Origin of the sequence: Sphingosinicella sp. CPCC 101087, from assembly GCF_004151485.1 — a bacterium.
Classification (GTDB): Bacteria; Pseudomonadota; Alphaproteobacteria; order Sphingomonadales; family Sphingomonadaceae; genus Allosphingosinicella.
Genome location: NZ_SBFF01000014.1, coordinates 124504 through 145338, shown reverse-complemented (window position 1 = coordinate 145338; position 20835 = coordinate 124504). Strand labels below are relative to the sequence as shown.

General features: G+C 69.0%; 26 protein-coding genes. 24 read left to right on the top strand and 2 right to left on the bottom strand.

Annotated features, from left to right (window positions below):
• Nucleotides 1-354: a flagellar basal body rod protein FlgB gene (flgB, locus tag EKM57_RS20155; protein ID WP_129794329.1), complete on the bottom strand. Its 354-nt coding sequence runs from the start codon at nt 352-354 to the stop codon at nt 1-3.
• A 214-nt stretch (nt 355-568) separates the two neighbouring features.
• On the opposite strand from flgB, the gene EKM57_RS20150 reads away from it, so the two are divergent.
• From EKM57_RS20150 to EKM57_RS20110, 9 genes are all read left to right on the top strand, one after another.
• On the top strand, nt 569-1243 hold the full coding sequence (locus tag EKM57_RS20150; RefSeq protein WP_243451167.1) for a MotA/TolQ/ExbB proton channel family protein: 675 nt from the start codon (nt 569-571) through the stop codon (nt 1241-1243).
• 1 nt (nt 1244) lies between these two features.
• Nucleotides 1245-1682 carry a flagellar motor protein MotB gene (locus EKM57_RS22040; RefSeq protein ID WP_165357571.1) on the top strand — a complete coding sequence of 146 codons (438 nt, stop codon included), beginning with the start codon at nt 1245-1247 and terminating at the stop codon, nt 1680-1682.
• A 56-nt stretch (nt 1683-1738) separates the two neighbouring features.
• Nucleotides 1739-2275 carry a flagella basal body P-ring formation protein FlgA gene (locus EKM57_RS20140; RefSeq protein WP_129794327.1) on the top strand — a complete coding sequence of 179 codons (537 nt, stop codon included), beginning with the start codon at nt 1739-1741 and terminating at the stop codon, nt 2273-2275.
• A gap of 62 nt (nt 2276-2337) precedes the next feature.
• Entirely contained in the window at nt 2338-2613 is a 276-nt protein-coding gene (gene flgM / locus EKM57_RS20135) for a flagellar biosynthesis anti-sigma factor FlgM (RefSeq protein WP_129794326.1), read from the top strand.
• Nucleotides 2610-2918 carry a hypothetical protein gene (locus EKM57_RS20130; RefSeq protein ID WP_129794325.1) on the top strand — a complete coding sequence of 103 codons (309 nt, stop codon included), beginning with the start codon at nt 2610-2612 and terminating at the stop codon, nt 2916-2918. The genes flgM and EKM57_RS20130 overlap by 4 nt, the downstream gene beginning before the upstream one ends.
• Before the next feature lie 82 nt (nt 2919-3000).
• The gene (locus EKM57_RS20125) at nt 3001-3807 is read left to right on the top strand and encodes a transglycosylase SLT domain-containing protein (RefSeq protein WP_129794324.1); all 807 of its coding nucleotides are present in this window, start codon (nt 3001-3003) and stop codon (nt 3805-3807) included.
• Between the two features lie 4 nt (nt 3808-3811).
• Nucleotides 3812-5917 carry a flagellar biosynthesis protein FlhA gene (gene flhA / locus EKM57_RS20120; RefSeq protein WP_129794323.1) on the top strand — a complete coding sequence of 702 codons (2106 nt, stop codon included), beginning with the start codon at nt 3812-3814 and terminating at the stop codon, nt 5915-5917.
• Nucleotides 5914-6735: a MinD/ParA family protein gene (locus EKM57_RS20115; protein ID WP_129794322.1), complete on the top strand. Its 822-nt coding sequence runs from the start codon at nt 5914-5916 to the stop codon at nt 6733-6735. Before flhA ends, EKM57_RS20115 begins: the two co-directional genes overlap by 4 nt.
• Nucleotides 6722-7450 (top strand): sigma-70 family RNA polymerase sigma factor, encoded by a 729-nt coding sequence (locus tag EKM57_RS20110; protein WP_129794321.1) that lies wholly within the window; start codon nt 6722-6724, stop codon nt 7448-7450. The genes EKM57_RS20115 and EKM57_RS20110 overlap by 14 nt, the downstream gene beginning before the upstream one ends.
• A 136-nt stretch (nt 7451-7586) precedes the next feature.
• On the opposite strand, the gene EKM57_RS20105 is transcribed toward EKM57_RS20110, so the two are convergent.
• A complete protein-coding gene (locus EKM57_RS20105) occupies nt 7587-8396 on the bottom strand; it encodes a flagellin (RefSeq protein ID WP_129794320.1) in 810 nt (269 codons plus the stop codon).
• Nucleotides 8397-8669: 273 nt separating this feature from the next.
• Between EKM57_RS20105 and EKM57_RS20100 the strand changes: the two genes are divergently transcribed.
• From EKM57_RS20100 to fliR, 15 genes are read left to right on the top strand one after another with little or no spacing between them, the layout of a single operon-like run.
• Nucleotides 8670-9890 (top strand): sigma-54-dependent Fis family transcriptional regulator, encoded by a 1221-nt coding sequence (locus tag EKM57_RS20100; RefSeq protein ID WP_129794358.1) that lies wholly within the window; start codon nt 8670-8672, stop codon nt 9888-9890.
• Nucleotides 9891-9910: 20 nt separating this feature from the next.
• Nucleotides 9911-10258, top strand: a complete 348-nt coding sequence (gene fliE / locus EKM57_RS20095; RefSeq protein WP_129794319.1) for a flagellar hook-basal body complex protein FliE — start codon at nt 9911-9913, stop codon at nt 10256-10258.
• 1 nt (nt 10259) lies between these two features.
• Nucleotides 10260-11981, top strand: coding sequence for a flagellar basal-body MS-ring/collar protein FliF (fliF, locus tag EKM57_RS20090; RefSeq protein WP_129794318.1), 1722 nt, complete (start codon nt 10260-10262; stop codon nt 11979-11981).
• On the top strand, nt 11974-13008 hold the full coding sequence (fliG, locus tag EKM57_RS20085) for a flagellar motor switch protein FliG (RefSeq protein WP_129794317.1): 1035 nt from the start codon (nt 11974-11976) through the stop codon (nt 13006-13008). The genes fliF and fliG overlap by 8 nt, the downstream gene beginning before the upstream one ends.
• Nucleotides 13001-13621 carry a hypothetical protein gene (locus EKM57_RS20080; protein ID WP_129794316.1) on the top strand — a complete coding sequence of 207 codons (621 nt, stop codon included), beginning with the start codon at nt 13001-13003 and terminating at the stop codon, nt 13619-13621. The genes fliG and EKM57_RS20080 overlap by 8 nt, the downstream gene beginning before the upstream one ends.
• A complete protein-coding gene (locus EKM57_RS20075; RefSeq protein WP_129794315.1) occupies nt 13618-14946 on the top strand; it encodes a FliI/YscN family ATPase in 1329 nt (442 codons plus the stop codon). The genes EKM57_RS20080 and EKM57_RS20075 overlap by 4 nt, the downstream gene beginning before the upstream one ends.
• Nucleotides 14943-15380 (top strand): hypothetical protein, encoded by a 438-nt coding sequence (locus EKM57_RS20070; protein WP_129794314.1) that lies wholly within the window; start codon nt 14943-14945, stop codon nt 15378-15380. The genes EKM57_RS20075 and EKM57_RS20070 overlap by 4 nt, the downstream gene beginning before the upstream one ends.
• The gene (locus EKM57_RS20065; RefSeq protein ID WP_243451165.1) at nt 15380-16807 is read left to right on the top strand and encodes a flagellar hook-length control protein FliK; all 1428 of its coding nucleotides are present in this window, start codon (nt 15380-15382) and stop codon (nt 16805-16807) included. Before EKM57_RS20070 ends, EKM57_RS20065 begins: the two co-directional genes overlap by 1 nt.
• A gap of 12 nt (nt 16808-16819) precedes the next feature.
• Nucleotides 16820-17398: a flagellar basal body-associated FliL family protein gene (locus EKM57_RS20060; RefSeq protein WP_129794312.1), complete on the top strand. Its 579-nt coding sequence runs from the start codon at nt 16820-16822 to the stop codon at nt 17396-17398.
• The gene (gene fliM / locus EKM57_RS20055) at nt 17395-18369 is read left to right on the top strand and encodes a flagellar motor switch protein FliM (RefSeq protein WP_129794311.1); all 975 of its coding nucleotides are present in this window, start codon (nt 17395-17397) and stop codon (nt 18367-18369) included. Before EKM57_RS20060 ends, fliM begins: the two co-directional genes overlap by 4 nt.
• Nucleotides 18366-18692, top strand: a complete 327-nt coding sequence (gene fliN, locus EKM57_RS20050; RefSeq protein ID WP_129794310.1) for a flagellar motor switch protein FliN — start codon at nt 18366-18368, stop codon at nt 18690-18692. The genes fliM and fliN overlap by 4 nt, the downstream gene beginning before the upstream one ends.
• On the top strand, nt 18689-18964 hold the full coding sequence (locus EKM57_RS20045; protein WP_129794309.1) for a flagellar biosynthetic protein FliO: 276 nt from the start codon (nt 18689-18691) through the stop codon (nt 18962-18964). The genes fliN and EKM57_RS20045 overlap by 4 nt, the downstream gene beginning before the upstream one ends.
• Complete coding sequence (gene fliP / locus EKM57_RS20040; protein WP_129794308.1) at nt 18957-19772, top strand: flagellar type III secretion system pore protein FliP; 816 nt, start codon at nt 18957-18959, stop codon at nt 19770-19772. Before EKM57_RS20045 ends, fliP begins: the two co-directional genes overlap by 8 nt.
• A gap of 9 nt (nt 19773-19781) precedes the next feature.
• Complete coding sequence (gene fliQ / locus EKM57_RS20035; protein ID WP_129794307.1) at nt 19782-20054, top strand: flagellar biosynthesis protein FliQ; 273 nt, start codon at nt 19782-19784, stop codon at nt 20052-20054.
• Nucleotides 20051-20833: a flagellar biosynthetic protein FliR gene (gene fliR / locus EKM57_RS20030; RefSeq protein WP_129794306.1), complete on the top strand. Its 783-nt coding sequence runs from the start codon at nt 20051-20053 to the stop codon at nt 20831-20833. The genes fliQ and fliR overlap by 4 nt, the downstream gene beginning before the upstream one ends.
• Nucleotides 20834-20835 lie beyond the last annotated feature (2 nt).

Genomic DNA, 20835 nt, shown 5'->3' with positions numbered 1-20835 from the left:
CTATTCTCCCTTGAGCGCGCGGCGGACGGTGTTGATGCGGCCCTCGAGGAAGGAGAGGGTGGTGCGGTACTGGACCGCATTCTCCGCAAACAACGTCTGCTCGGTGGAAAGCTCGACGGTGTTGCCGTCGACGGAAGGGGTTACCGGTACGCGGTAGGCGACCGATTCTCGGGCCGCCTGGTCGCTGTCGTAGCCCCGGCTTGCCAGGTCGAGCGCGCGGCCGAAGTCGATGTCGCGGGCGCGATATCCCGGCGTCGCCGCATTGGCGATGTTCGAGGCAAGCAGCGACAGACGCTGCGAGCGCAGCGTGAGTGCGGTGCCGTGCAATCCGAACAGGCTACTATCCTGAGGCATTCGGCCTCCTCCTAAAGTTCATCCTCACCCTGCCGTTACTGAGTAAGCGAGGGTTGTCGGCGGGCTGTCATGCAATGGCCGTGCCAGATCGGCCGTCCGAGGGAGGTTAGGTCGCGTTGGAGAGGCTGCCGCCCTGGGGCTAGACGTGGCCGGCAATATTTTGCCGCCTGCCGGCAAATCCTTGCCGGTCCGGCCGGGAAGGGACGTGAGGCAGATGATGATCGAGACGGCCGCGCGCTTGTTCGACCCCTTCTCCCTCTCGCTCGTGCTGGGGGGAACGGCGATGGCGACCCTCATGTCGTCGACCGGCGGCGATCTCTGCCGGGCCGTGGCCGCATTGCGGCCGCTGCTGCGCGCGCGCCCCGACCTGGATGGCCGCATTGCCGGTGACGCAGTTCGGCAGATCCAGCGGATACTCGACTATAAGGGCATAGCCTGCGCCGACCGGGTGAAGACTCCGATCGGCTTCGTGCAGGAGGCCGCGGGCCGCCTGGCCGACGCCGGGACCAGCCGGGAATTTCGTGACTGGGCGGAGCAGGCGCTCGAGGACCGGCGCGCCCGCCACGACGGCGCGATCGGCGTATGGCGCACCGCCGCCGAGGTCGCCCCCGCGATGGGAATGATCGGAACCGTCATCGGCCTCGTCCTGATGTTCGCCGGCATGGACGATCCGGCGGCGATGGCTCCTGCAATGGCCACCGCCATGCTCACGACCCTCTATGGCTTGCTCCTCGCCGCCTGTCTTGCCGGGCCCGTGGCCGCGCGGCTCGGACGGCTGTCCGAGGCGGAGCGGCACTGGCAGAGGCAAGTGCTCGACCGGCTCGAGGCCCTCGCGCGCGCGGAGGAAGAGGCGGTGAGCCGATGGGTCGAGCGGCGCGACCGGGCCTGAGATGCGGTCCTCGCCTGCTCCGCGCTGGACGGTCAGCTTCGCCGACCTCGCCTTGCTGCTGCTAGGCAGCTTCGTCATGCTGCACGCGTTGCGGCCGCCGGCCCCGCCCGCGACTGCCGCGGCCGCGGCGCCGGCCAGCGGAGCGACAATCGAGTTCGATGCCCGCGAACTTTTCGAGCCCGGGGAGGCACGGCTGAATCCGACGGGGCGGGCAAGGCTCGCCTTGGTGGCGCGTTCCGCGGCCGGCGGCCGGGTCGTCCTCGACAGCAGCGGCGTCGAGCCCGGTGGCCAGCGCCTCGATTCGTTCGAGCTCGCCGCCGCCCGCGCCGCCGCGCTCGGCCGCGCCCTGAACGCCGCCGAGCGGGACGTCTCGGCCTCGGTGGAGCGGATAGACGGGGAGGGCCTGGGCCAGCGGATAAGAGTGCGAATCCTGCGATGATGCCGGTTTGGCATGGCAGTTGCTTGGGGGGGGCGAATTCCTCTGGAGCGATGGACATGACGCCAATTTTCCGACACTTCGCGATCCTGGCCGCGGTCAGTGCTGCGCCGGCAGCTGCGCAGGGGTTCGAGGATCTCGACCAGCTCGAGACCCAGGTCACGGCTTCGCTCGGCGCCGGCATCGGCGAGCTCGGCGGACCCGCCAGACCGATCGATCGGCGCCTGAAGCTTCGGCCCTGCCCTCAACCTCCCACGGTCGAGGAGCCCGCTATGGGCGCCGTCGCGGTGCGTTGCGAAGCGATCGGTTGGCGAATCCGCGTCCCGCTCACGGCCGGCAGCGCCGTGGCGCGAGCGGCCTCGGCGCCCGCACGGTCCGCCGAACCCGTGGTTCGCCGCGGCGACCAGGTCCAGCTCGTCGCGCTCACCCGCAGCTTCTCGGTCAGCACGTTCGGCATTGCCGAGCAGGACGGCGCCCCCGGCGATCGTATCCGTGTCCGGCGCGAGGTGAGCGATCGGCGCGGCGACGCCGGAACCAGCCGCATCATCGGCGAGATCCTGCCCGACGGCCGCGTCGCCCTTCCAGGATTTAACTAAGCGTTTATGGTGCCGTTAATGGCATCAGGTGCTGCAGCTGCGCTGAGCATGAAAGGAAAGTCATGATAGACGGAGTCGGAAAGAGCGGGCCTGCTCGCATCGACCTGAACCGCTCCGCGGTCGGCGCTGCCGCGCCGGCGGCGAAGACGGGTCATTCTCCCGCCCGCGGCGAGGCCGCCGGCGCGGGCGCCGCCGTGGCCGACCTGGCCGCCGGTCCTCCGGTCGACAGCGCCAAGGTCGCCGCGATCCGCGCCGCGATCGCCGAGGGCCGCTACCCGGTCGATCCGCTCAAGATCGCCGAGCGGATGATCGAGATCGACATGCCCGGCCGGGCATGAGCACATCCGCCCTCGATGAAGTGCAGGCGGCGCAGCAGGCGCTCGTCGCTGCGCTCGACGCCGGCGACGCCGCCGAGATCGAAGCGGCGGCGGCGGCCTTTGCCGTTTCCATCGACGCCCTCAAGGAGGAAGGCGCTTTGACTGGCGAAGAAGCGGCCGCCCGGGCCGACGTCGTGCGACGGCTTTTCGACGAGAGCCAGATGCGCGTCAATTTTCTGACGGATGTCGTGCGCCGCCGCCTCGAGCGGCTGGCGCTGCTGCGCGGCCGGGACGAGGCGCCGGTCTATGCGCGAGAGGGAAGATAGGCCTTTCGGCTGAGCGAGCCTGGCCCCGGCCGTTCTTGGCACGCTCCTTGCTCCTCCTGCTCCCGAACCATTCGGGGGCTTCATGTCTCAACCGACGATCAATGCTAGTGCGGGAAGCGGGCTGGCCGGCCGGGTCGGCACGGCAATTCAGCGCGCGTCGGCGCGCACCGGGGTAGACTTCGACTATCTGTTCAACCAGGCCCGGATCGAGAGCGGCCTGAATCCGAACGCCCGTGCCCGCACGTCGAGCGCGACCGGCCTCTTCCAGTTCATCGACCAGACCTGGCTCGCCACCGTCCGCCAGCATGGCGCCGAGCACGGCCTCGGCTGGGCCGCCGCCGCCATCCAGCGCGGGGCGGATGGACGTTATCATGTCGCCGATCCGGTCATGCGTCGCGCGATCCTGGATCTGCGGCGGCAGCCGGAGGCGGCCTCGGCCATGGCGGCCGAGTTCGCCGCCGACAATCGCGCCTTTCTCGAACAGAGGCTGGGCAGGCCGGTCGAGCCGGTTGACCTCTATCTCGCCCATTTTCTCGGGGCCGGCGGCGCGTCGCGCTTCCTCGCCGCCCATGAATCGAATCCCGGCGCGGCGGCGGCGGCGGTCATGCCGGCGGCCGCGCGCGCCAACCGCTGGGTCTTCTACGACTCCAACGGTGCGCCGCGGACGCTCGAAGAGGTGAGGACGCGCTTTGCCGAGAAGATGGGTGGCGGCGCGCCCGGGCCTTCCGGCCCGAGCGGGACGATGCCGCCGATCGCTCCGCCGAGCGAGGCTACCACCCTGCGGCTCGCGGCGATGCAGGACCGGGCCGTTTCGGCCCCGGCCACCGCCGGGCCGCCGCCGCAATATGCCCGGCTGGCCTATCTGATGCTGGCCGAGCTGGGAGGTTGAACGGATGAACAAGGCCCTCCTCAACCGAACGGTCTGGCTCAGCTCGGCGCGCGGCGCGGTGCTGCCGATCGCGACATTGCTGCTGATGATGCTGATGGTCGTGCCGGTTCATGCGACCCTGCTCGACATCGGCTTCATCACCAACATCATGATCAGCCTCGCCGTGCTGATGGTGGCGCTGAACGTCGCCAAGCCGCTCGATTTCTCTTCCTTTCCGACCGTCCTGCTGTTCGCGACGTTGCTGCGCCTCGCCCTCAACGTCGCGTCGACGCGGGTCGTGCTGGTCAGCGGTCATGAGGGCCCGGACGCCGCCGGCCATGTCATCGAGGCGTTCGGAAGCTTCCTGATCGGCGGCGACTATGCGGTCGGCATCTTCGTCTTCGCCATCCTGATGATCATCAACCTCGTGGTCATCACCAAGGGTGCGGGGCGCGTTTCCGAAGTTTCGGCGCGCTTCACCCTCGACGCGATGCCCGGCAAGCAGATGGCGATCGACGCCGATCTCAACGCCGGGCTGCTCACCCCCGACGAAGCCAAGAGCCGCCGCGCGGAGGTTGCCACCGAGGCCGACTTCTACGGCTCGATGGACGGCGCCTCGAAGTTCGTGAAGGGCGATGCGATCGCCGGCGTCCTCATCCTGGTGGTCAACATCGTCGGCGGTCTGATCCTCGGCACGTTGAGCCACGGCATGACGATCGCCGACGCGGCCTCGACCTACGTGCTGCTGGCGATCGGCGACGCGCTGGTCGCGCAGGTCCCGGCGCTTCTCTTGTCGATCGCCGCCGCCTCGATCGTCACGCGGGTCAATTCGTCCTTCGATCTTTCCGGGCAGATCGCCAGCCAGATCGGTTCGTCCAGGGCATGGACGCCGGTAGCCGGAATCCTGTTCTTCCTCGGCATCCTTCCCGGCATGCCCCATCTGATCGTCCTGCCTGCCGCCGCTCTGGCCGGCTTCGCGGCCTGGAGATTGCGCAAGGCCGAGGCGGCCCGGGCCGTCATCGTCGACGAGCCGATCGCGGCCGCCTCGCCCAGCGTGATCGGCTGGGACGAGGTGAGCGACGACGCCGCGCTGGGACTCGAACTCGGCTATGGCCTGATCGGCCTGGTGGACGAGCGCAAGGGCGCGCCCCTGATGGCGCGGATCACCGGCATTCGTCGCCAGCTTTCGCGCGAACTCGGCTTCGTCATCCCGCTGGTCCGGGTACGCGACAACATGTCGCTGGCGCCGAACTGCTATCGCATCACCGTCGCCGGGGTCATCGTCGGCGAGGACGAGATCTCGCCGGACGATCTGCTCGCGCTCGATTCGGGCGATCTCATCGACCGGATCCAGGGCAGGGCCGTCAAGGATCCGACCTTCGGGCTCGATGCCGTCTGGATCTCGCCGGACAAGCGCGCCGAAGCGGTCGTCGCCGGCTATACGGTCGTCGATCCCGCCACCGTCGTCGCGACCCATCTCAACCAAATCGTCCAGACCGCCGCGGCGGAGCTGTTCGGCATGGACGAGACCCAGAAGCTGCTCGACGCGCTCAAGGAAAGCGCGCCGCAGCTGGTCGCCAACCTCACCCCGCAGCCGCTGACCCTGGCCTCGGTTGCCGCCTTGTGCCGCGCTCTGCTTGCCGAAGGCGTTCCGCTGAAGGACTTCCGCCGCACCGCCGAGGCGATGGCCGACGCGGCGCGCGAGGAGAGCGACCCCGTCCAGCTCGTCGAGGCGGTGCGCCAGAGGATCGGGGCCCTCATCGTGCAGACCATCGTGCCGGTGAAGATGCCGCTGCCGGTGGTCACGCTTGATGCCGGGCTCGAGAGCCTGCTCAATCAGGCGATTCGCACCGGGCGAGACGCCGTCCACCCGATCGAGCCAGGGCTCGCGCAGCGCATCGTCCAGGCGATCGGGGAAATTGCCGGGCCGCTGCTCAACCAAGGCCGGCGCTTCGCCGTCGTCACCTCTCCGGTTGCGCGGCGGGCGCTGTCGCGCCTGCTCGCGCCCCATCTGCCCGACGTGCCGGTCCTGTCCTTCCTGGAAATCCCCGACGGAAAGTCCGTCGAGGTCGTGGCCGTGGTCGGCAACGAGAATAACCAGCCCATGCTTGCTTCGGAGGTTGCCGCGTGACATCGACTATGGTTCGCAATGCCCGTGTGATCGCCGTCACCAGCGGCAAGGGCGGCGTCGGCAAGAGCAACCTCAGCGCCAACCTCTCGGTCGCGCTCGCCAGCCTCGGACGACGGGCGATGCTCGTCGACTGCGACATGGGCCTGGCCAACGCCAATATCCTGCTCGGCGTCAATGGAACCTGGACGCTCGGCGACGTGCTCGGCCGCCATTGCGAGCTGGAGGACATCTTGCAGCGCGGACCCGGGGGAATCTTGCTTGCGCCCGGCCATAGCGGCACCGGCATCGGCTCCAGGCTCGACGAAAGCGATCGACAGCAGCTTGCTGCGGCCTTCCAGCCTTATGCCGACAGCGTCGACTTCGTCGTCGTCGACGGCGGAAGCGGCATCTCGCTCGAGACGTTGGGGATCGTCGCCGCGTCGGACACGATCCTGCTCGTCCTGTCGGGCGAGCCGACCGCCTTCATGGACGCCTATGCGATGGTGAAGGCCCTTTCCCTCAAGCATGGCTGCACCCGCATCGCGGTGGTTGCCAACATGGTCGCCGACGAGGAGGCCGGGCGCGCCCTGTTCCTCCGCTTCAAGTCGGTGATCGCCCGCTTTCTGGACGTGACGCTCGAGCTGATCGGGTCGATCCCCGAGGACCGTCACCTTCGCGACGCGGTGCTGCGCAAGCGCTGCTGCGTCGAGGCCTATCCGAGCTCACGCGCCGCCCGAGCCTTCAGGCAGCTCGCCGGACGGATCGCCGAGCTCGACCTTCCGCCCGTGGCGGGAGGCCATCGCTTCTTCGGCATGGAGGCGCTTCATGGCGCTCATTGATCCCGGCGCGACGCTCGCAACATACGGACGCCAGCCCCGCCTGACGCCCGAGGCGCTCGTCAACGCGCACCTGCCGCTGGTGCGCAAGATTGCTTGGCACGTCCATGGCCGCGTCTCCTCGGCGATCGAGATCGAGGATCTGGTGCAGACCGGCATGGTCGCCCTGATCGAAGCCGCAAAGGCTTTCGAGGATCGTGGCCACGCCTTCGCCACTTATGCGACCGTCCGCGTTCGCGGTGCGATGATCGATCATCTGCGCCGGCAGGCGGCGATCTGCCGGTCGGCCATGGCGCGGCGCCGCGACCTCGCGGCGGCGCGCACGCGGCTCGAGCGCCAGCTTGGCCGTGCGCCGAGCGACCCCGAAATGGCCGAGGAGATGGGGCTGGACGCCGCCGACTACCGCAAGCTCGTCGACGATTGCCAGGCGGTGCACCATGAATCGCTGGACGATGTCTATTCCGAACATTCGATGTGGTTCGCCGACATCGAGGAACGGGCCGACGAGGCGCTCGAGCGCGAAGGGCTCAAGGGTGCGATCGCCGAGGCGATCCGCGATCTACCGGAGCGGGACGCCATGGTGCTCCAGCTCTATTTCGTCGAGGAGATGAACCTCGAGGAGATCGGCCAGACCCTCGGTGTCGGCGCCGCCCGCATCTGCCAGATCAAGAAGGCCGCGCTCGACCGGGTGCGCCAGTCGCTCTCCGCCTGGACCTGAAGCGGTGCCGGACCGCCCGTAACAACACGCTGCTCTCGCGGTAACCTGATCCGTTTTGGCCTATTCTTGATGCGAATATCCCGGCGCGGATCGCTCCGCGCCGGGATCTTCAGTCTAGCCTTCAGGATAGAGCCGCTTAACGAAGCAGGCTCAGCACGCCCTGCTGGCTCTGATTGGCCTGGGCCAGCATCGCCGTGGAAGCCTGGCTCAGGATCTGCGCCTTGGCGAGGTTGGTCGTCTCGGCCGAGAAATCGGCGTCCTCGATCCGCGACCGCGCGTCGGACAGGTTGGTGACCTGGTTGGTCAGGTTGTTGACGACCGACTCGAGGCGGCTCTGACCGGCGCCGAGCGAGGCGCGGGTCACGGCGACGGCCTCGAGCGCCGCATCGACGTTGGTGAGGGCCGTGTTCGCGCCCGCGGCCGTGCCGATGTCGGAGGCGGTGGCAGTGGCGACGTCGAAGCCGGTGATGGTCAGGTTGACCGTGTCACCATTGTCGGCGCCGGTCTGTATCGCGACCACGACGTCGGCCGTGCCGAAGACGGTCACGCCGTTAAACGTCGTGCCCGCGACGATATCGTCGATCTGGGCGCCCAATTCCACGACTTCGGCCTGCAGGTTGGCGCGGTCGTCGTCGGAATAGGTGCCGCTCGCGCTCTGCACCGACAGCTCGCGGATGCGCTGCAGCATGTTGGTGACCTCGTTGAGGGCGCCTTCGGCGGTCTGCGCCATCGAGATGCCGTCATTGGCGTTGCGGATCGCCTGGCTCATGCCGCGGATGTCCGAGGTCATGGACGAGGCGATGGCGAGGCCGGCGGCGTCGTCCTTCGCGGAGTTGATGCGCTTGCCGGTCGACAGGCGCTCCATGGCGGTCTGCAGGGCCTGGTTGGCGACCCGGCTGCCGTTCTGCGCGCGGAGCGCAGAGGTGTTCGTGTTGATAACAGTCATCCTAGGGTTTCCTTTCCCGCTCAATTCGGGCCGCCGGGGGAACCCCAGCCCTGCCACGAGTGAAGTAACGGCCGGTCCGGCGCGGATTTTAATGCGACTTTTCAGCGTCGGTTTTCCGACGACTCCGTCGGCCCGCCGACGCGCGCAGGCGAGGGCGCGCGCCTGCGCCCCGGGAAAGGCGCCGCTCCTCGATATTGGCACGCAGCTTGCTTCTGAATGGGGCGGGGAGGCCCTTGCGGGGTCTTCGCGCGCAACATCGGATGGGGGCGAATGATGATCGGCTTGAGCAGGAAGGCTGCGGCGGCGAATGCGGCCCTGGCCGGCTGGCTTGGCGGCGCAGGGCTGAAGTGTAGGATCTTCGATGCGGGCGATACGCGTCCGCCCGGTCCCGCCATCTTCTCCGCCGCCGAAGCGAGCCATGCCGGCCCCGGCGACGTCGTCGTCGATTATGGCGCGGTCGTGCCGTCGCTGGTCGTGCCCGCCGACGACGAGCCGGCTCGCATCGGCTTCGGCTTCGAGGACATGGCCTTCGGCCACGCCATGATCGCCGAGCTCGTCCGCCCGGCCGGCCGGCCGGCCTGCGGCGAGCCCGAAAGCGCGCGGCTGATCGACTATGTCGGCCGCATCGCCGCGAGCGACGCCTCGGTCCTGGTGCTCGGCGACACCGGCACCGGCAAGGAAGGGATCGCCCGCCACATTCATTCATGCTCGCCGCGCGCGCGGGGCGCCTTCACCGCCGTCAATTGCGCGGCCCTGCCCGAGACCATGCTGGAGGCGATCCTGTTCGGGCACCGCCGCGGCAGCTTCACCGGTGCGACCCAGGAAGGCGAGGGACTGTTCCGGGCCGCCAGCGGCGGCACCCTCCTGCTCGACGAGATTTCGGAGATTCCGCTCGCGCTCCAGGCCAAGCTGCTGCGCGCTCTGCAGGAGAAGGAAGTGCTTCCGGTCGGCGCGGTGAAGCCCGAGCCGGTGGACGTCCGCATCGTCGCCTGCGCCAATCGCGACCTGGCCGCCGAGGTGGCGGCCGGCCGGTTCCGCGCCGACCTCTATTGGCGCCTCAACGTCGTTCCGGTCCAGCTCCAGCCGCTGACCGAGCGCCGCCTCGACATCCGCGCCATCGCCGCCGCCCTGATCCTGCGCCACGTCCCGGCCGGGGAGCCGGTACCTTTCCCGACCGCCGCGGCGCTCGACCGCCTGATGGACCATGCCTGGCCCGGCAACTGCCGCGAGCTCGACAACGTCATCCAGCGCGCGCTGCTGCTTCGCGCGGGCGACCGGATCGAGGCCGAGGAGATCGTCATCGATCGGGTGCCCGGACCGGCGCCGGAGCGTGTCCGCTCGCTCGGCGAGGTATCGAAGCTCGCCCAGGCGAGCGTGATCCGCGACGCGCTCGCCGCCGCGGACGGTCATCGCACCCGCGCCGCCGAGCGGCTCGGCATCAGTGAACGCACCCTGCGCTACAGGCTCGCCGAAATGCGCGCCGCGGCCGCCTAGCCCCATTGGAGCCAATCACCATGTCGATCGACGCCAGCCGACTGATGGCGATGCGTACCGCCATCCTCGAACAGAATAGCGCCCTGCAGCGCGCGGCCGGATTGAGCGGCGCGCCAGGAACAGGGGCGGCCGAAGGCGGCGCGGCCGCCGCCGGCTTCGGCGACGCGCTGCGCAACGCGATCGGCCAGGTCAACGAGATGCAGGCGCAATCGTCGGCGGTCACCGAAGCCTATGAGCGCGGCGAGACGACCGACATCGCTGCGGTGATGCTGGCCCGCCAGCAGGCGTCGATCGGTTTCGAGGCGACGCTGCAGGTCAGGAACAAGCTCCTGACCGCCTATCGCGACATCATGAACATGCCGGTGTAAAATGAGTGAACTTGCCGCCACGACCGACCTCGCTCCCGTTCCCCGCGCCTCTTCGGCCGCCCCGGGAGGCACCACCCGCATCCTTCAACAGGTTCGCGGTTTCGCCGCCCAGCCGGCCGTCGCGAAGAGCCTGCCGGCGATCGGCTTCATCCTTCTCATCGGCCTCGCGGCAATGCTCTGGATGGCTTTCAGCGCGCCGCCCAGCCGGACGCTTTTCGGGAGCCTCGCCGACGAGGAGAAAGCCGCGGTGGTCGAGGCGCTCGGCGCGAGCGGCATTGCCTATGAGCTCGATCGGACCACCGGCGCCGTCACCGTTTCAGAGGACGATTATCACCAGGCGCGGATGCTGCTTGCCTCGCGCGGGCTTCCGCGCAGCGGCCCCGACGGCGGCGACGTGATCCAGAATCTGCCGCTTGGCTCCAGCCGCGCGGTCGAAGGCGAGCGGATCCGCAGCGCCCGCGAGCTCGACCTCGCCCGCACGATCGAGGCGGTCGAGGCCGTCGAGTCGGCGCGGGTCCATCTTGCCGTCGAGCAGCCGAGCGTCTTCGTCCGCGATCGCGCCCGTCCTGCCGCCTCGGTGATGCTCACCCTCGTTCCCGGCCGCACCCTCGGCGACGCCCAGGTCCAGGCCATCGTCCACCTCGTTGCATCGTCCGTTCCGGGCCTCGCCCCCGACGGCGTGTCGGTCGTCGACCAGACCGGGCGACTGCTTTCCCGCGAGGGCATGGATGGCGCGTCGGCCGCTTCCGAACGGCAGATCACCATCCAGTCGGCGATCGAGGAAAGCTATCGGCGCTCGATCGCGACCCTGCTCACCCCAGTCCTCGGCGAGGGCAATTTCTCCGCCGAGGTCCATGCCGACGTGGACTTCTCCGAGGTCCAGTCGACCCGCGAGGATTTTCCGGAGGACGCCCGCGCCCTGCAGCGCGAAGAAGGCGCGCTCGTCACCGACGGGACCGCCGAGCCGCCGGCCGGAGGCATTCCCGGCGCCTTGTCCAACCAGGCTCCGCCCGCCGCCGAGGTCGCCGCCCAGCCCGACGGCACGCTCGCGCCGGCCATTCCGGGCGCGGAGGCCGCCGCCGCGGCCGGGGGAAGGCGAGCCGAGAATTATAATCGCAGCTTCGCACTGGGGCGGGAGGTGTCGGTCACCCGGCGCCAGCCGGGAGCCGTCCGCCGGATCACCGTCGCGGTCGCCCTGCGAAACGTCGATGGCCGGCCGCGCTCCGCCCAGGAGATTGCCGCACTGGAGCGTCTGGTGAAGGGCGCGGTCGGCTTCGACGAGGCGCGGGGCGACGTCGTCGCCATCAGCGCCCGCGAATTCGCTGCGGGATCGCAAACCCAGGCGGAGCAGAGCTGGTGGGAGGCGAGCTGGGTCGCCATGGCCGCACGAAACCTGACCGCGCTCGCGCTCGCCGCCTTGCTCATCTTCGGTATCGGCCGGCCGCTGCTGCGGCGGGGCTCGGCGATGCTCAGCCAGCGTGTCCAGAATGCACGGGCGGCACGGGCCGGCGTTGGCGGCGAGATTGCCGCCGTGATCGCCGATCAGGCGCAGCACGACCCGTCCGCGCGGGTGACGCTCGACATGATCGAGGCGGCTTCCGACTACGAAGCCCGTGCCGCGCTCATCCGCAACTTCGTGCGGCAGGATCCGGCCCGCGCCGCCTTGGTCGTGCGCGACCTTATCCGCACCGACGCCCGCAATGGAGCCAGCCGCCATGGATGAGACTGAAGAGGGCGCCCCCCGGCCTGGCGCAACCGGGCCGCTCGGCGGCAGCGAGACCGCGGCCATCCTGCTGATGATGCTCGGCGACGAAGAGGCCGCCGAGATTCTCAGCCATCTCGATCCCCACGAAGTCCAGCATCTGGGCAGCGCGATGTTCAACGTCGCCGACGTGACCGAAAGCGAGGTCAAGGAGGTGTTCGACGCCTTCATGACGCGAGCCCGGGCCCGGACGACGATAGGCTTCGGCGCGACGCCGCGGATACGCGCGGTGATGGAGCATGCCCTGGGCGCCGAGCGCGCGGAGACGATGCTCGCCCGCATCACCCCGCCGAAGCGGAGCCACGCGCTGGATGCGCTGCGCTGGATGGACGCGAAGACGATCGCGGCCCTGATCGAGAACGAGCATCCCCAGATCGCCGCTTTGGTCCTCGCCCATCTCGAGGCCCCGATGGCCGCGGACGTCCTTCAGATGCTCCCGGCAGAAGTGCAGCCGGACGTCATCTACCGGGTCGCGCGGCTGGAGAATGTGACCGCCGATGCGCTTCAGGAGCTGGAGCGGATCCTTGTCGGCGAGGTGTCCCGGGTTGCGTCGGCGCCGTCTCCGGTTCGCGGCGGCGCCAGCGAGGCTGCCAAGATCATGACCAACACCAAGGCCGGCATCGACCAGCGGATCATCCGCTCGCTCGGCAAGATCGACAAGCAACTCGCCCAGCAGATCGAGGACGAGATGTTCGTGTTCGAGGATCTCGACGAGCTGGACGAGAAGAATCTCGGCATCCTGCTGCGCAACATCGACAATGAGGTGCTCGTGATCGCGCTGAAGGGCGCTGACGAGAAGCTCAGGAACAAGATGTTCGGCTGCATGTCCAGCCGCGCCGCCGACACGATCCGCGACGAGATGGAGGAACGCGGCCCGATGCGGCTCGCAGATGTCCAGGACGCTCAGAAGGAAGTGCTCGCCATCGCCCGCCGCCTGGCGGACGCCGGCACGCTCATCCTCGGCGGGGGACGCGAAGACTATGTCTAACGTCCTTCGTGAGGAACGGGCTCGGCTCGCCGCCAGCGTCGGCAGCTTTGTGGTGCGGCGAAGCGACCCGACCTTCCATCCGCTCGGTTCGAGCGAACCCCACAATGATTCGGGCGAGCCGCCGCTCACCGCCGAACAGGCGCTGCTGCGGGCCCAGGCGGAAGCCTATGCCAAGGGATATGATGAAGCGCGCCGGACGGTCGAGCAGGAGGTCGCCGCCGAGCGCGCCGCGATCGCCCGTCTCGCCGAATCGCTGGAGGTTCTGAGGCCGGAGCCGACCAACGCCCTCGCATTGCTGCTCGCCGAGACAGTCGACCGGCTGGTCCGCGAGATCATCGGGTCGGTCGAAATCGATCCTAATCTGCTGCTCGCCCGCGCCCGTGCCGCGGCCGAGCTGATCGGCGAGAATGTCGAGCCGTCCAGGCTCGTCGTCCATCCGGAGGACCTTCCCTTGCTCGAGCCGGCCGGCCTGCCCGTCGACCTGGCCACTAACCCCGACCTTCCGCGCGGCACCGTCGTGCTGGAAACCGGCCATGGCTGGATCGAGGACGGCCCCGCCGTACGGCTCGACCGGCTGCGCGCCGAGCTCGACAAGATGGCGGCCAAACGATGAGCGCCATGGTCGATCAGGCCCGGTCCCTGCTTGCGGACGTCCATGCCGGCGATCCGCGTCCGCGCCGGGTGGGAAAGCTCGCCGCCTATGACGGGCTGATGCTGGAGGCGACCGGATTCGATCGTCCGATCGGTTCGGGCGCGCTGGTGATCGCCGCCGACGGCCACGCCGCGCGCGCCGAGGTGGTCGGCTTTCGCGGCAATCGCAGTCTCCTGATGTCCCTGGACGGCGAGGCGGCTCACAAGAGCGGCTCGCGGGTCGAGCCCGATAGCGGCGGCGGAGTCGCGGCGGTCGGCCCCGGGCTGCTCGGCCGCGTGGTGGACGGTCTCGGCAATCCTCTCGACGGTCTCGGACCGATCGCCTCGGTCGACAAATGGCCGCTTGCCGGGCGGCCGGGCAATCCGCTGGACCGGGCAAGGGTCATCCAGCCGTTCGACATCGGCGTCCGCGCCGTCAACGCCTTGCTGACCGCCGGTGTCGGACAGCGCGTCGCGATCATTGCCGGGTCGGGCGTCGGCAAGTCGGTTCTGATGGGCCAGATGATCGCCGGCGCGGAGGCCGACGTGATCGTGGTCGGACTTATCGGCGAACGCAGCCGCGAAGTCAGCGATTTCCTCGCCACCAAGCTTCCCCCCGAAGTGCGCCGAAAGTCGGTCGTCGTCGCGGTCCCTGCCGACCATGCTCCGCTGCTTCGCCTGCGTGCGGCGATGCGGGCGACCGCGATCGCCGAGGATTTTCGCGCCCGCGGGCTGAAGGTTCTCCTTCTGGTCGACAGCCTCACCCGGGTCGCCCATGCGCAGCGCGAGATCGGCCTTTCGCTGGGCGAGCCGCCGACTGTGAAGGGCTACCCCCCGTCCGCGCTCGGCCTCATCCCGCGCCTGGTCGAGCGCGCCGGCGCCGACAGCCGGACGGGCGGTTCGATCACCGCCCTTTATACGGTGCTCGCCGACGGCGACGACACGTCGGACCCGATCGTCGATGCCGCGCGCGCCATCGTCGATGGACATATCGTCCTTTCCCGTTCGCTCGCGGAACAGGGAGTCTATCCGGCGATCGACGTGGGCCGGTCCCTAAGCCGGGTCATGGCCGACATAGTCGCTCCCCACCATGCGGCCGCGGCAAGTGCGCTGCGTCGGCTTTGGTCGGCCTTCGAGGAAAATCGGGACCTGATCCTGATGGGCGCCTACGCGCCCGGCAGCGATCCGCTCATCGACGAGGCCATCGTGCGCCGCCCGGAACTGCTCGAATTCATGCGCCAGGCACCGGCGGACCGAATACCGTTCGATGAATCGGTCGCGGGCCTGATCGGGATGATGCACCGATGAGCGCGCTCCTCAAGCAGCGCGCCCGCATCGTGCGCGTGCGGCGCCTCCAGCACGACCTCGCCGCCAGCGCTGCCGCCGAGGCGGCCGGCAAGGTGCAACTGCTCGAGACCAGCCGGCAGCGGCTCGCCGACATGCGCAGCGAGCTCAACGCCATTCCCGGTCCGACCTCCGGTTCCGGCCTGGCGCGGATCGGCGAGCTGGCGATGCGGCTCGATGTCGCTCGCCAGGGCCTCGCTCCCTCGCTCGACAGCGCCCGCGCCGCCGCGGCGCAGAAGGAACGAATCCGCCTTTCCAAGCGCCGCGACCAGGAAAGCGCGGAAAAGCTTCAGAAGTCGGCTGCCGTCGCTGCCGATGCTCTGGCGGAGCGCCAGACGCTCCGAACTCCGCGCCTGCGTCAGCGCGCGCGACTCTCGAACGATGGAGGTGACCAGTGATGGCAAGCGTCCCGAACATGCGCCTGGGCCCCACGGCGCGGCCAGGCGTGTCGGAGCAGCCAGGCGAAGGCGGCGAAAGCGAAGGTTTCGCCCAACTGCTTTCGACGACGCTGCCGGTTCCCGGCGCGGCCGGGCCACGGGCGGAAGCGGGCGAGGACCCAGACGCGGACCGGCCGGCTATCGGGGATGAAGGAACCCCGATCGCCCAGGCCGATGCGATACTGAGCCTCGTCGCGATGCAGGCGGCGCCCAATCCGGCGCCGGCTCCGACCAGGATCGCGACCGCGGCGGGCGCCGGCTCAGCGGCGCCGGCCGCTGCCCCGGACCTCGCCTTCGCGGCGTCGGCGCCAGCTGCCACGAACCTCGCAACGACGAGCGCGCCGGTCGCCGCCGGCACCGTAACCGTTCCGGCGCCGACCCCCGACACCGCTTTCTCGACCTCGAACAATGTCGCCTGGGCTTCCGAAGCCGCTGCAGAGCCTGCGGCCGGCCAAGTCTCGACGGGCGCAGGCGCTCCATATCCCGACGGTCAGGTGCCGGCGGGTTCTTTTGCCTCGCGCCCTGGCGCTGTCGCTGCGGCGGCTTCGACTGCGGCTGGACCCGCGGTGAAGACGGAGGGGCCTGCTGCGGCGACCGTCGCCATTGCCGCGACGGCGCCGACGGCGCCGCATTCGGCCGGCGGCGCGATGGTCGCGGCGCTCCAGCCGAGCCGGACAAGTCGCGGGCCCGCCGCGAACGTCAGGCCCGCCGCAGATTACGAACCTGCCGGGACCAACCCCGAAAATGCGGCCGCCGACCCCGCTTCCGCGCAGGCCATGCCGCAAGGTCCGCGTCGGCCTTCGCAGCCGGCTTCGAACCTTGCCCAGCCGAAGGGCGACGTGGCCGCACAAGCGCCGGTCCAGCCCGGCAGCGCGGCGGTGCCGTTCGCGCTCCCCGGCGTGGCCGAGCCGGCCGCTCCCGGTCAAATCCCGGCCGCGCCGGCATCGGCCGCCGGCGCGCCTGAAGCGATGGTCGAGCGGCAGCTCGAGCTCGCCGCCGACGGCGAGTGGCTCGACCGGCTCGCGCGCGACATTGCCGACGCCGGCAGCACCGAAGGGAAGATGCGCTTCCGCCTCGATCCCGAGCATCTCGGCACGCTGAAGGTCGAGCTCACGCAAGGCGATCGCGGCACATCGGTCCGGCTGACCGTCGAGAGCGAGGCGGCTCGCGCGATCATCGCCGAGGCGCAGCCCAAGCTGGTCGCCGAGGCGCGCGCGCAGGGCGTGAGAATTGCCGAGACTCACGTCGACCTTGCCGGCGGCCATGCCGGCGACCCGCGTCGCCAGGAAGCCGAGCGCCGGGAGCCGCAGCTGCGGACCGGGCGCGACACCGTCTCCGAGGCCGAGCCGGAGCGCCGGACGCGCTCAAGCTCGGACCGCTATGCCTGAAGGAACTGAATCATGAGCGACATCGAGCAGCCCAAGCCGAAGAAGAAGAGGTCCAGGCTGAAGAAGCTCCTGCTGCTGACCGTCGCCCTGGTGGCGATTGGTGGGGGCGGGGCCGGCGCCGTGCTCTATGCCAATGGCGGCGTGCTCGGCGGGCTGTACGGCGGCGGAGAGGATCCGGACGTGCCGCAGCTCGTGCCGCGCGACGGCGCCAATCCCGCTTCGGTCGAGGCCGCGCGCGCCATGGCCCGTCAGGGCCGGGTCGACCCGCGGCTCTTCCAGTCGACCTACGTTCCGCTCGAGGGCAATTTCACCTCCAACCTTCGCGGCGGCACCGCCTTCGTGCAGCTGGGTCTCGGAATCTCGACCTTCTATGACGAGCGCGTGATCGACAATGTGCGGCGCCACGACATGGCGATCCGGTCGGCAATCCTGATGACCCTGACCGAGCAGGATCCGGCAGCAGTCACGACCGCTCGCGGCAAGCAGGCGCTGAAGATAGCGTTACGCAACGCGATAAACGGCGTCTTAACCAATCGGGAAGGGTTCGGCGGTATCGACGAGGTCTATTTTACGAGCTTCGTGACCCAATGACCGAACCGCCTACCCTTTCCGGAGACGAGATCGCGGCGCTCATGAACGAGCTTCACGAGCCTCCGGCCAAGCCTGAAGGGGCGTCGCACTCGCCGCGCCCCTTCGCCTTTGGCAGCGATGCAGCTCGGCCGATGAACGCGCTGCCGGCGCTCGACCGGATGAACGAGCGGATGTCGCGGCGGCTTCGCGACCTGCTCGAGCCGTTCGTCCGCGCGAAGCCCACCGTCACGGCCGAGGATTCCACCATCCGGATCTTCGGCGACTGGAAAGCGGAGCAGCCCGAATTCGTCAGCCTGAGCCTCTACGCGTTCAAGCCGATGAAGGGAGCAATCCTGCTGGCGCTTCAGCCGGAGTTCGTCAGGCGGCTTGTCGATTGCTTCTACGGCGGCGCGGGCGATTCACCGGCTACGCCCTCTCGCGAATTCACCCCGACGGAGGAGAGCCTTCTCGGCCGCCTTGCGGACTCCGTTCTCGCGGATCTGGCGACGGTGTGGAGCGAGGTGATGCCCGCCCGGCCGCAGCTTCGATCGCGCGAAACGAACGTCGAGTTCGCCACGATGGCGCGCGGCGACGAAACGGTAGCCGTGACCCGCTTCGTCGTGAAGTTCGGCCGCGCCGGCGCCTCCCATATCGATATCGTCTATCCGGTCTCGTCACTCCGCTCGGTCGAGCAGGAGCTGCTCGCCACCTCGCCCGAGGACGTCAGCGCCCGTGGGGAGGAGTGGCGCGAGCGGCTTCTCGCCGCGATCGGCCAGGTTCGGGTGCGGGCGCGCACCGTTCTGGCGCGTCCCGATCTCTCGCTCGCCGAGCTGATGCAGCTGCGCCCCGGGGACGTCATTCCGATCAGCCTGCCGGCCCAGGTGCCGCTGCTGGTGGAGGGGCGGCCGATCGCGCTGGGCACGATAGGCGAGCATGACGGCCGCGCCGCACTCAAGATTGAGAAGATCGAAAAGAGGAGAAACATGCAGTGAAGGAGCCCCAGGAAATCCTGGAGGGCGAGGCGATCGACGACGAAGCCTTTGCCCGCCGCAACTATGCGCTGCTCGCCGACATTCCGGTCCGGATGTCGGTCGAGGTGGGCAGCACCGCGCTGCGGCTTTCCGAGCTGATGGACCTGGCCGAGGGCAGCGTCGTCGAGCTCGACCGGCAGAGCCACGAGCTGCTCGACATCATGGCCAACGGTACGCTGGTGGCGAAGGGGGAAGTGGTGACAGTCAACGGCCGCTTCGGCATTCGGGTGGTCGAAGTCGTCGCCGCCGGTACCGGCATGGGCGGGATCGAGCGCCGCAAATGATGACCGCCTACATCCTCCGGCTGCTGGTGCTGGTGCCGCTCGTCGCCGGGCTGGCATTCCTGGCCCTGTGGCTGTGGCGCAAGGTGCAGCCGGGGATGGCATTGCGGCAGCGTGATCGTCTGGTCACCCTCGTGGACGCGGTTCCGCTGGGCGCCACCGGGCGCCTCGCCGTCGTCGAATTTTCCGGAAAGCGGCTGCTGCTCGCGGTGGCGCGGGGACAGGTGCAGCTTCTTTCCGAAGCTCCGATCACCGAGGCGGAGCGCAATGGCTAAGCGGGTCCGCAAGGCCTGGCTGATCGCTGCCGGCCTCCTCGGCGCGGCGCTGCTGATCGTCGAGCCCGCGCTCGCCCAAGCCGTGGTCGAGCCTCCGGCTGCGGCAGCGGCGGCCGGCGGCGGCCAGCCCGGCGCGATCGACCGGGCGCTCGACACGATTTCGGGTGACGGACGGCCCTTGTCGCTGTCCCTTCAGATCCTGATCCTGATGAGCCTGCTGACGGTGCTGCCGTCGATCCTGCTCATGATGACGAGCTTCACGCGGATCATCATCGTCCTGTCGATCTTGCGACAGGCGATCGGGCTCCAGCAGACGCCGCCCAACCAGGTCCTGGTCGGGCTGGCGCTGTTCCTGTCCTTGTTCGTGATGCGGCCGGTGGTCGATCAGATCAACGAGATCGCCTACACGCCTTATGGGGACGGCTCGATCACCATCGAGGAAGCGGTCTCCCGCTCGGGAACCGTCCTGCACGGCTTCATGATGCGCCAGACCCGCCAGACCGACCTCAGGCTGTTCGCCGACCTGGCCGACGTCGAGCCGTTCGCCTCTCCGCAGGACGTGCCTTTCTCGATCCTGCTTCCCGCCTTCGTCACCAGCGAGCTAAAGACCGCCTTCCAGATCGGCTTCCTGATCTTCCTGCCCTTCCTGATCATCGATCTGGTCGTCTCGTCGACCCTGATGGCGCTCGGCATGATGATGCTTTCGCCGACGATCGTGTCGATGCCGTTCAAACTGCTCCTGTTCGTGCTGGTCGACGGCTGGGCCCTGACCATGGGCTCGCTCGCCGCGTCGTTCGCAGGAGGGTAGGGGACCGAGATGGAAAGCGCGGACTATTTCGTCGGCGTTGCCCAGCAGGCGCTGTGGATCCTGGCGCTTGCCAGCGCGCCGATCCTGATCCCGGCGCTGATCGTCGGCCTGCTGCTCGGCATGTTCCAGGCGGCGACGTCGATCAACGAAATGACCCTCACCTTCGTCCCGAAGCTCATCGTCGTCGGCCTCTGCCTCGCTCTTTTCGGCAGCGCCATCCTCATGCTTCTGGTGGATTTCACCCAGGACATCTTCGCGCGCATCCCCGAGCTGGTGCAATGATTCCGGCCGGGTTTGCCGGCGTCGAGGCGCAGCTCTGGCTCTGGCTCTTCGCGATGATCCGCCCCGGCGCCGCCTTTCTCGCAGCGCCGATCTTCGGCGCCACCTTCGTGCCGGTCCAGCTCCGGCTCATCCTCGCTCTGGCGATCGGAATTCCTGCGCTGGGCGTCACCGATGTGACTCTTCCCGACGGCGGACTCGCGACCATCGATGGTTTCATGCTCGTCGCCGGCGAGGTCATGGCGGGACTCGCGATCGGCTTTGCCGTGCAAATCGGCTTCTCCGCCGCGCTCATCGCCGGCGAACTGATCGGCAACGCGATGGGGCTCGGCTTCGCGGCGATGGTGGACCCGGCGACCGGCCAGCAGAATCCCGCCCTGTCGCAATTCCTGTCGATCCTCGGCACTTTCCTGTTCCTGTCGATCGGCGGGCATCTCGCGCTCGCCGCGACCATCGTGGAAAGCTATCGCGCGCTGCCGCCCGGCGATGCCTGGATAAGCGCGGAGAGCATCCGGGGCCTCGTCCATTTCGGCGGCATCCTGTTCGCCGCCGGCCTGTCCATCGCGCTGCCGGTCGGATTCTCGATCGTCCTCGTCCAGCTGGTGATGGGCATGCTGTCGCGAACCGCGCCGGCGCTCAACTTGTTCGCAGTGGGCTTTCCCGCCGCCCTGCTCGCCGGAATGGTGCTGCTCGCCATCGCCGCGCCGATCATGGGAGACGGAATCATCGCCGCTATCCAGGCCGGGCTCGAGGAGTCGCGGCGGATCGCGATCGGGGGCTGATC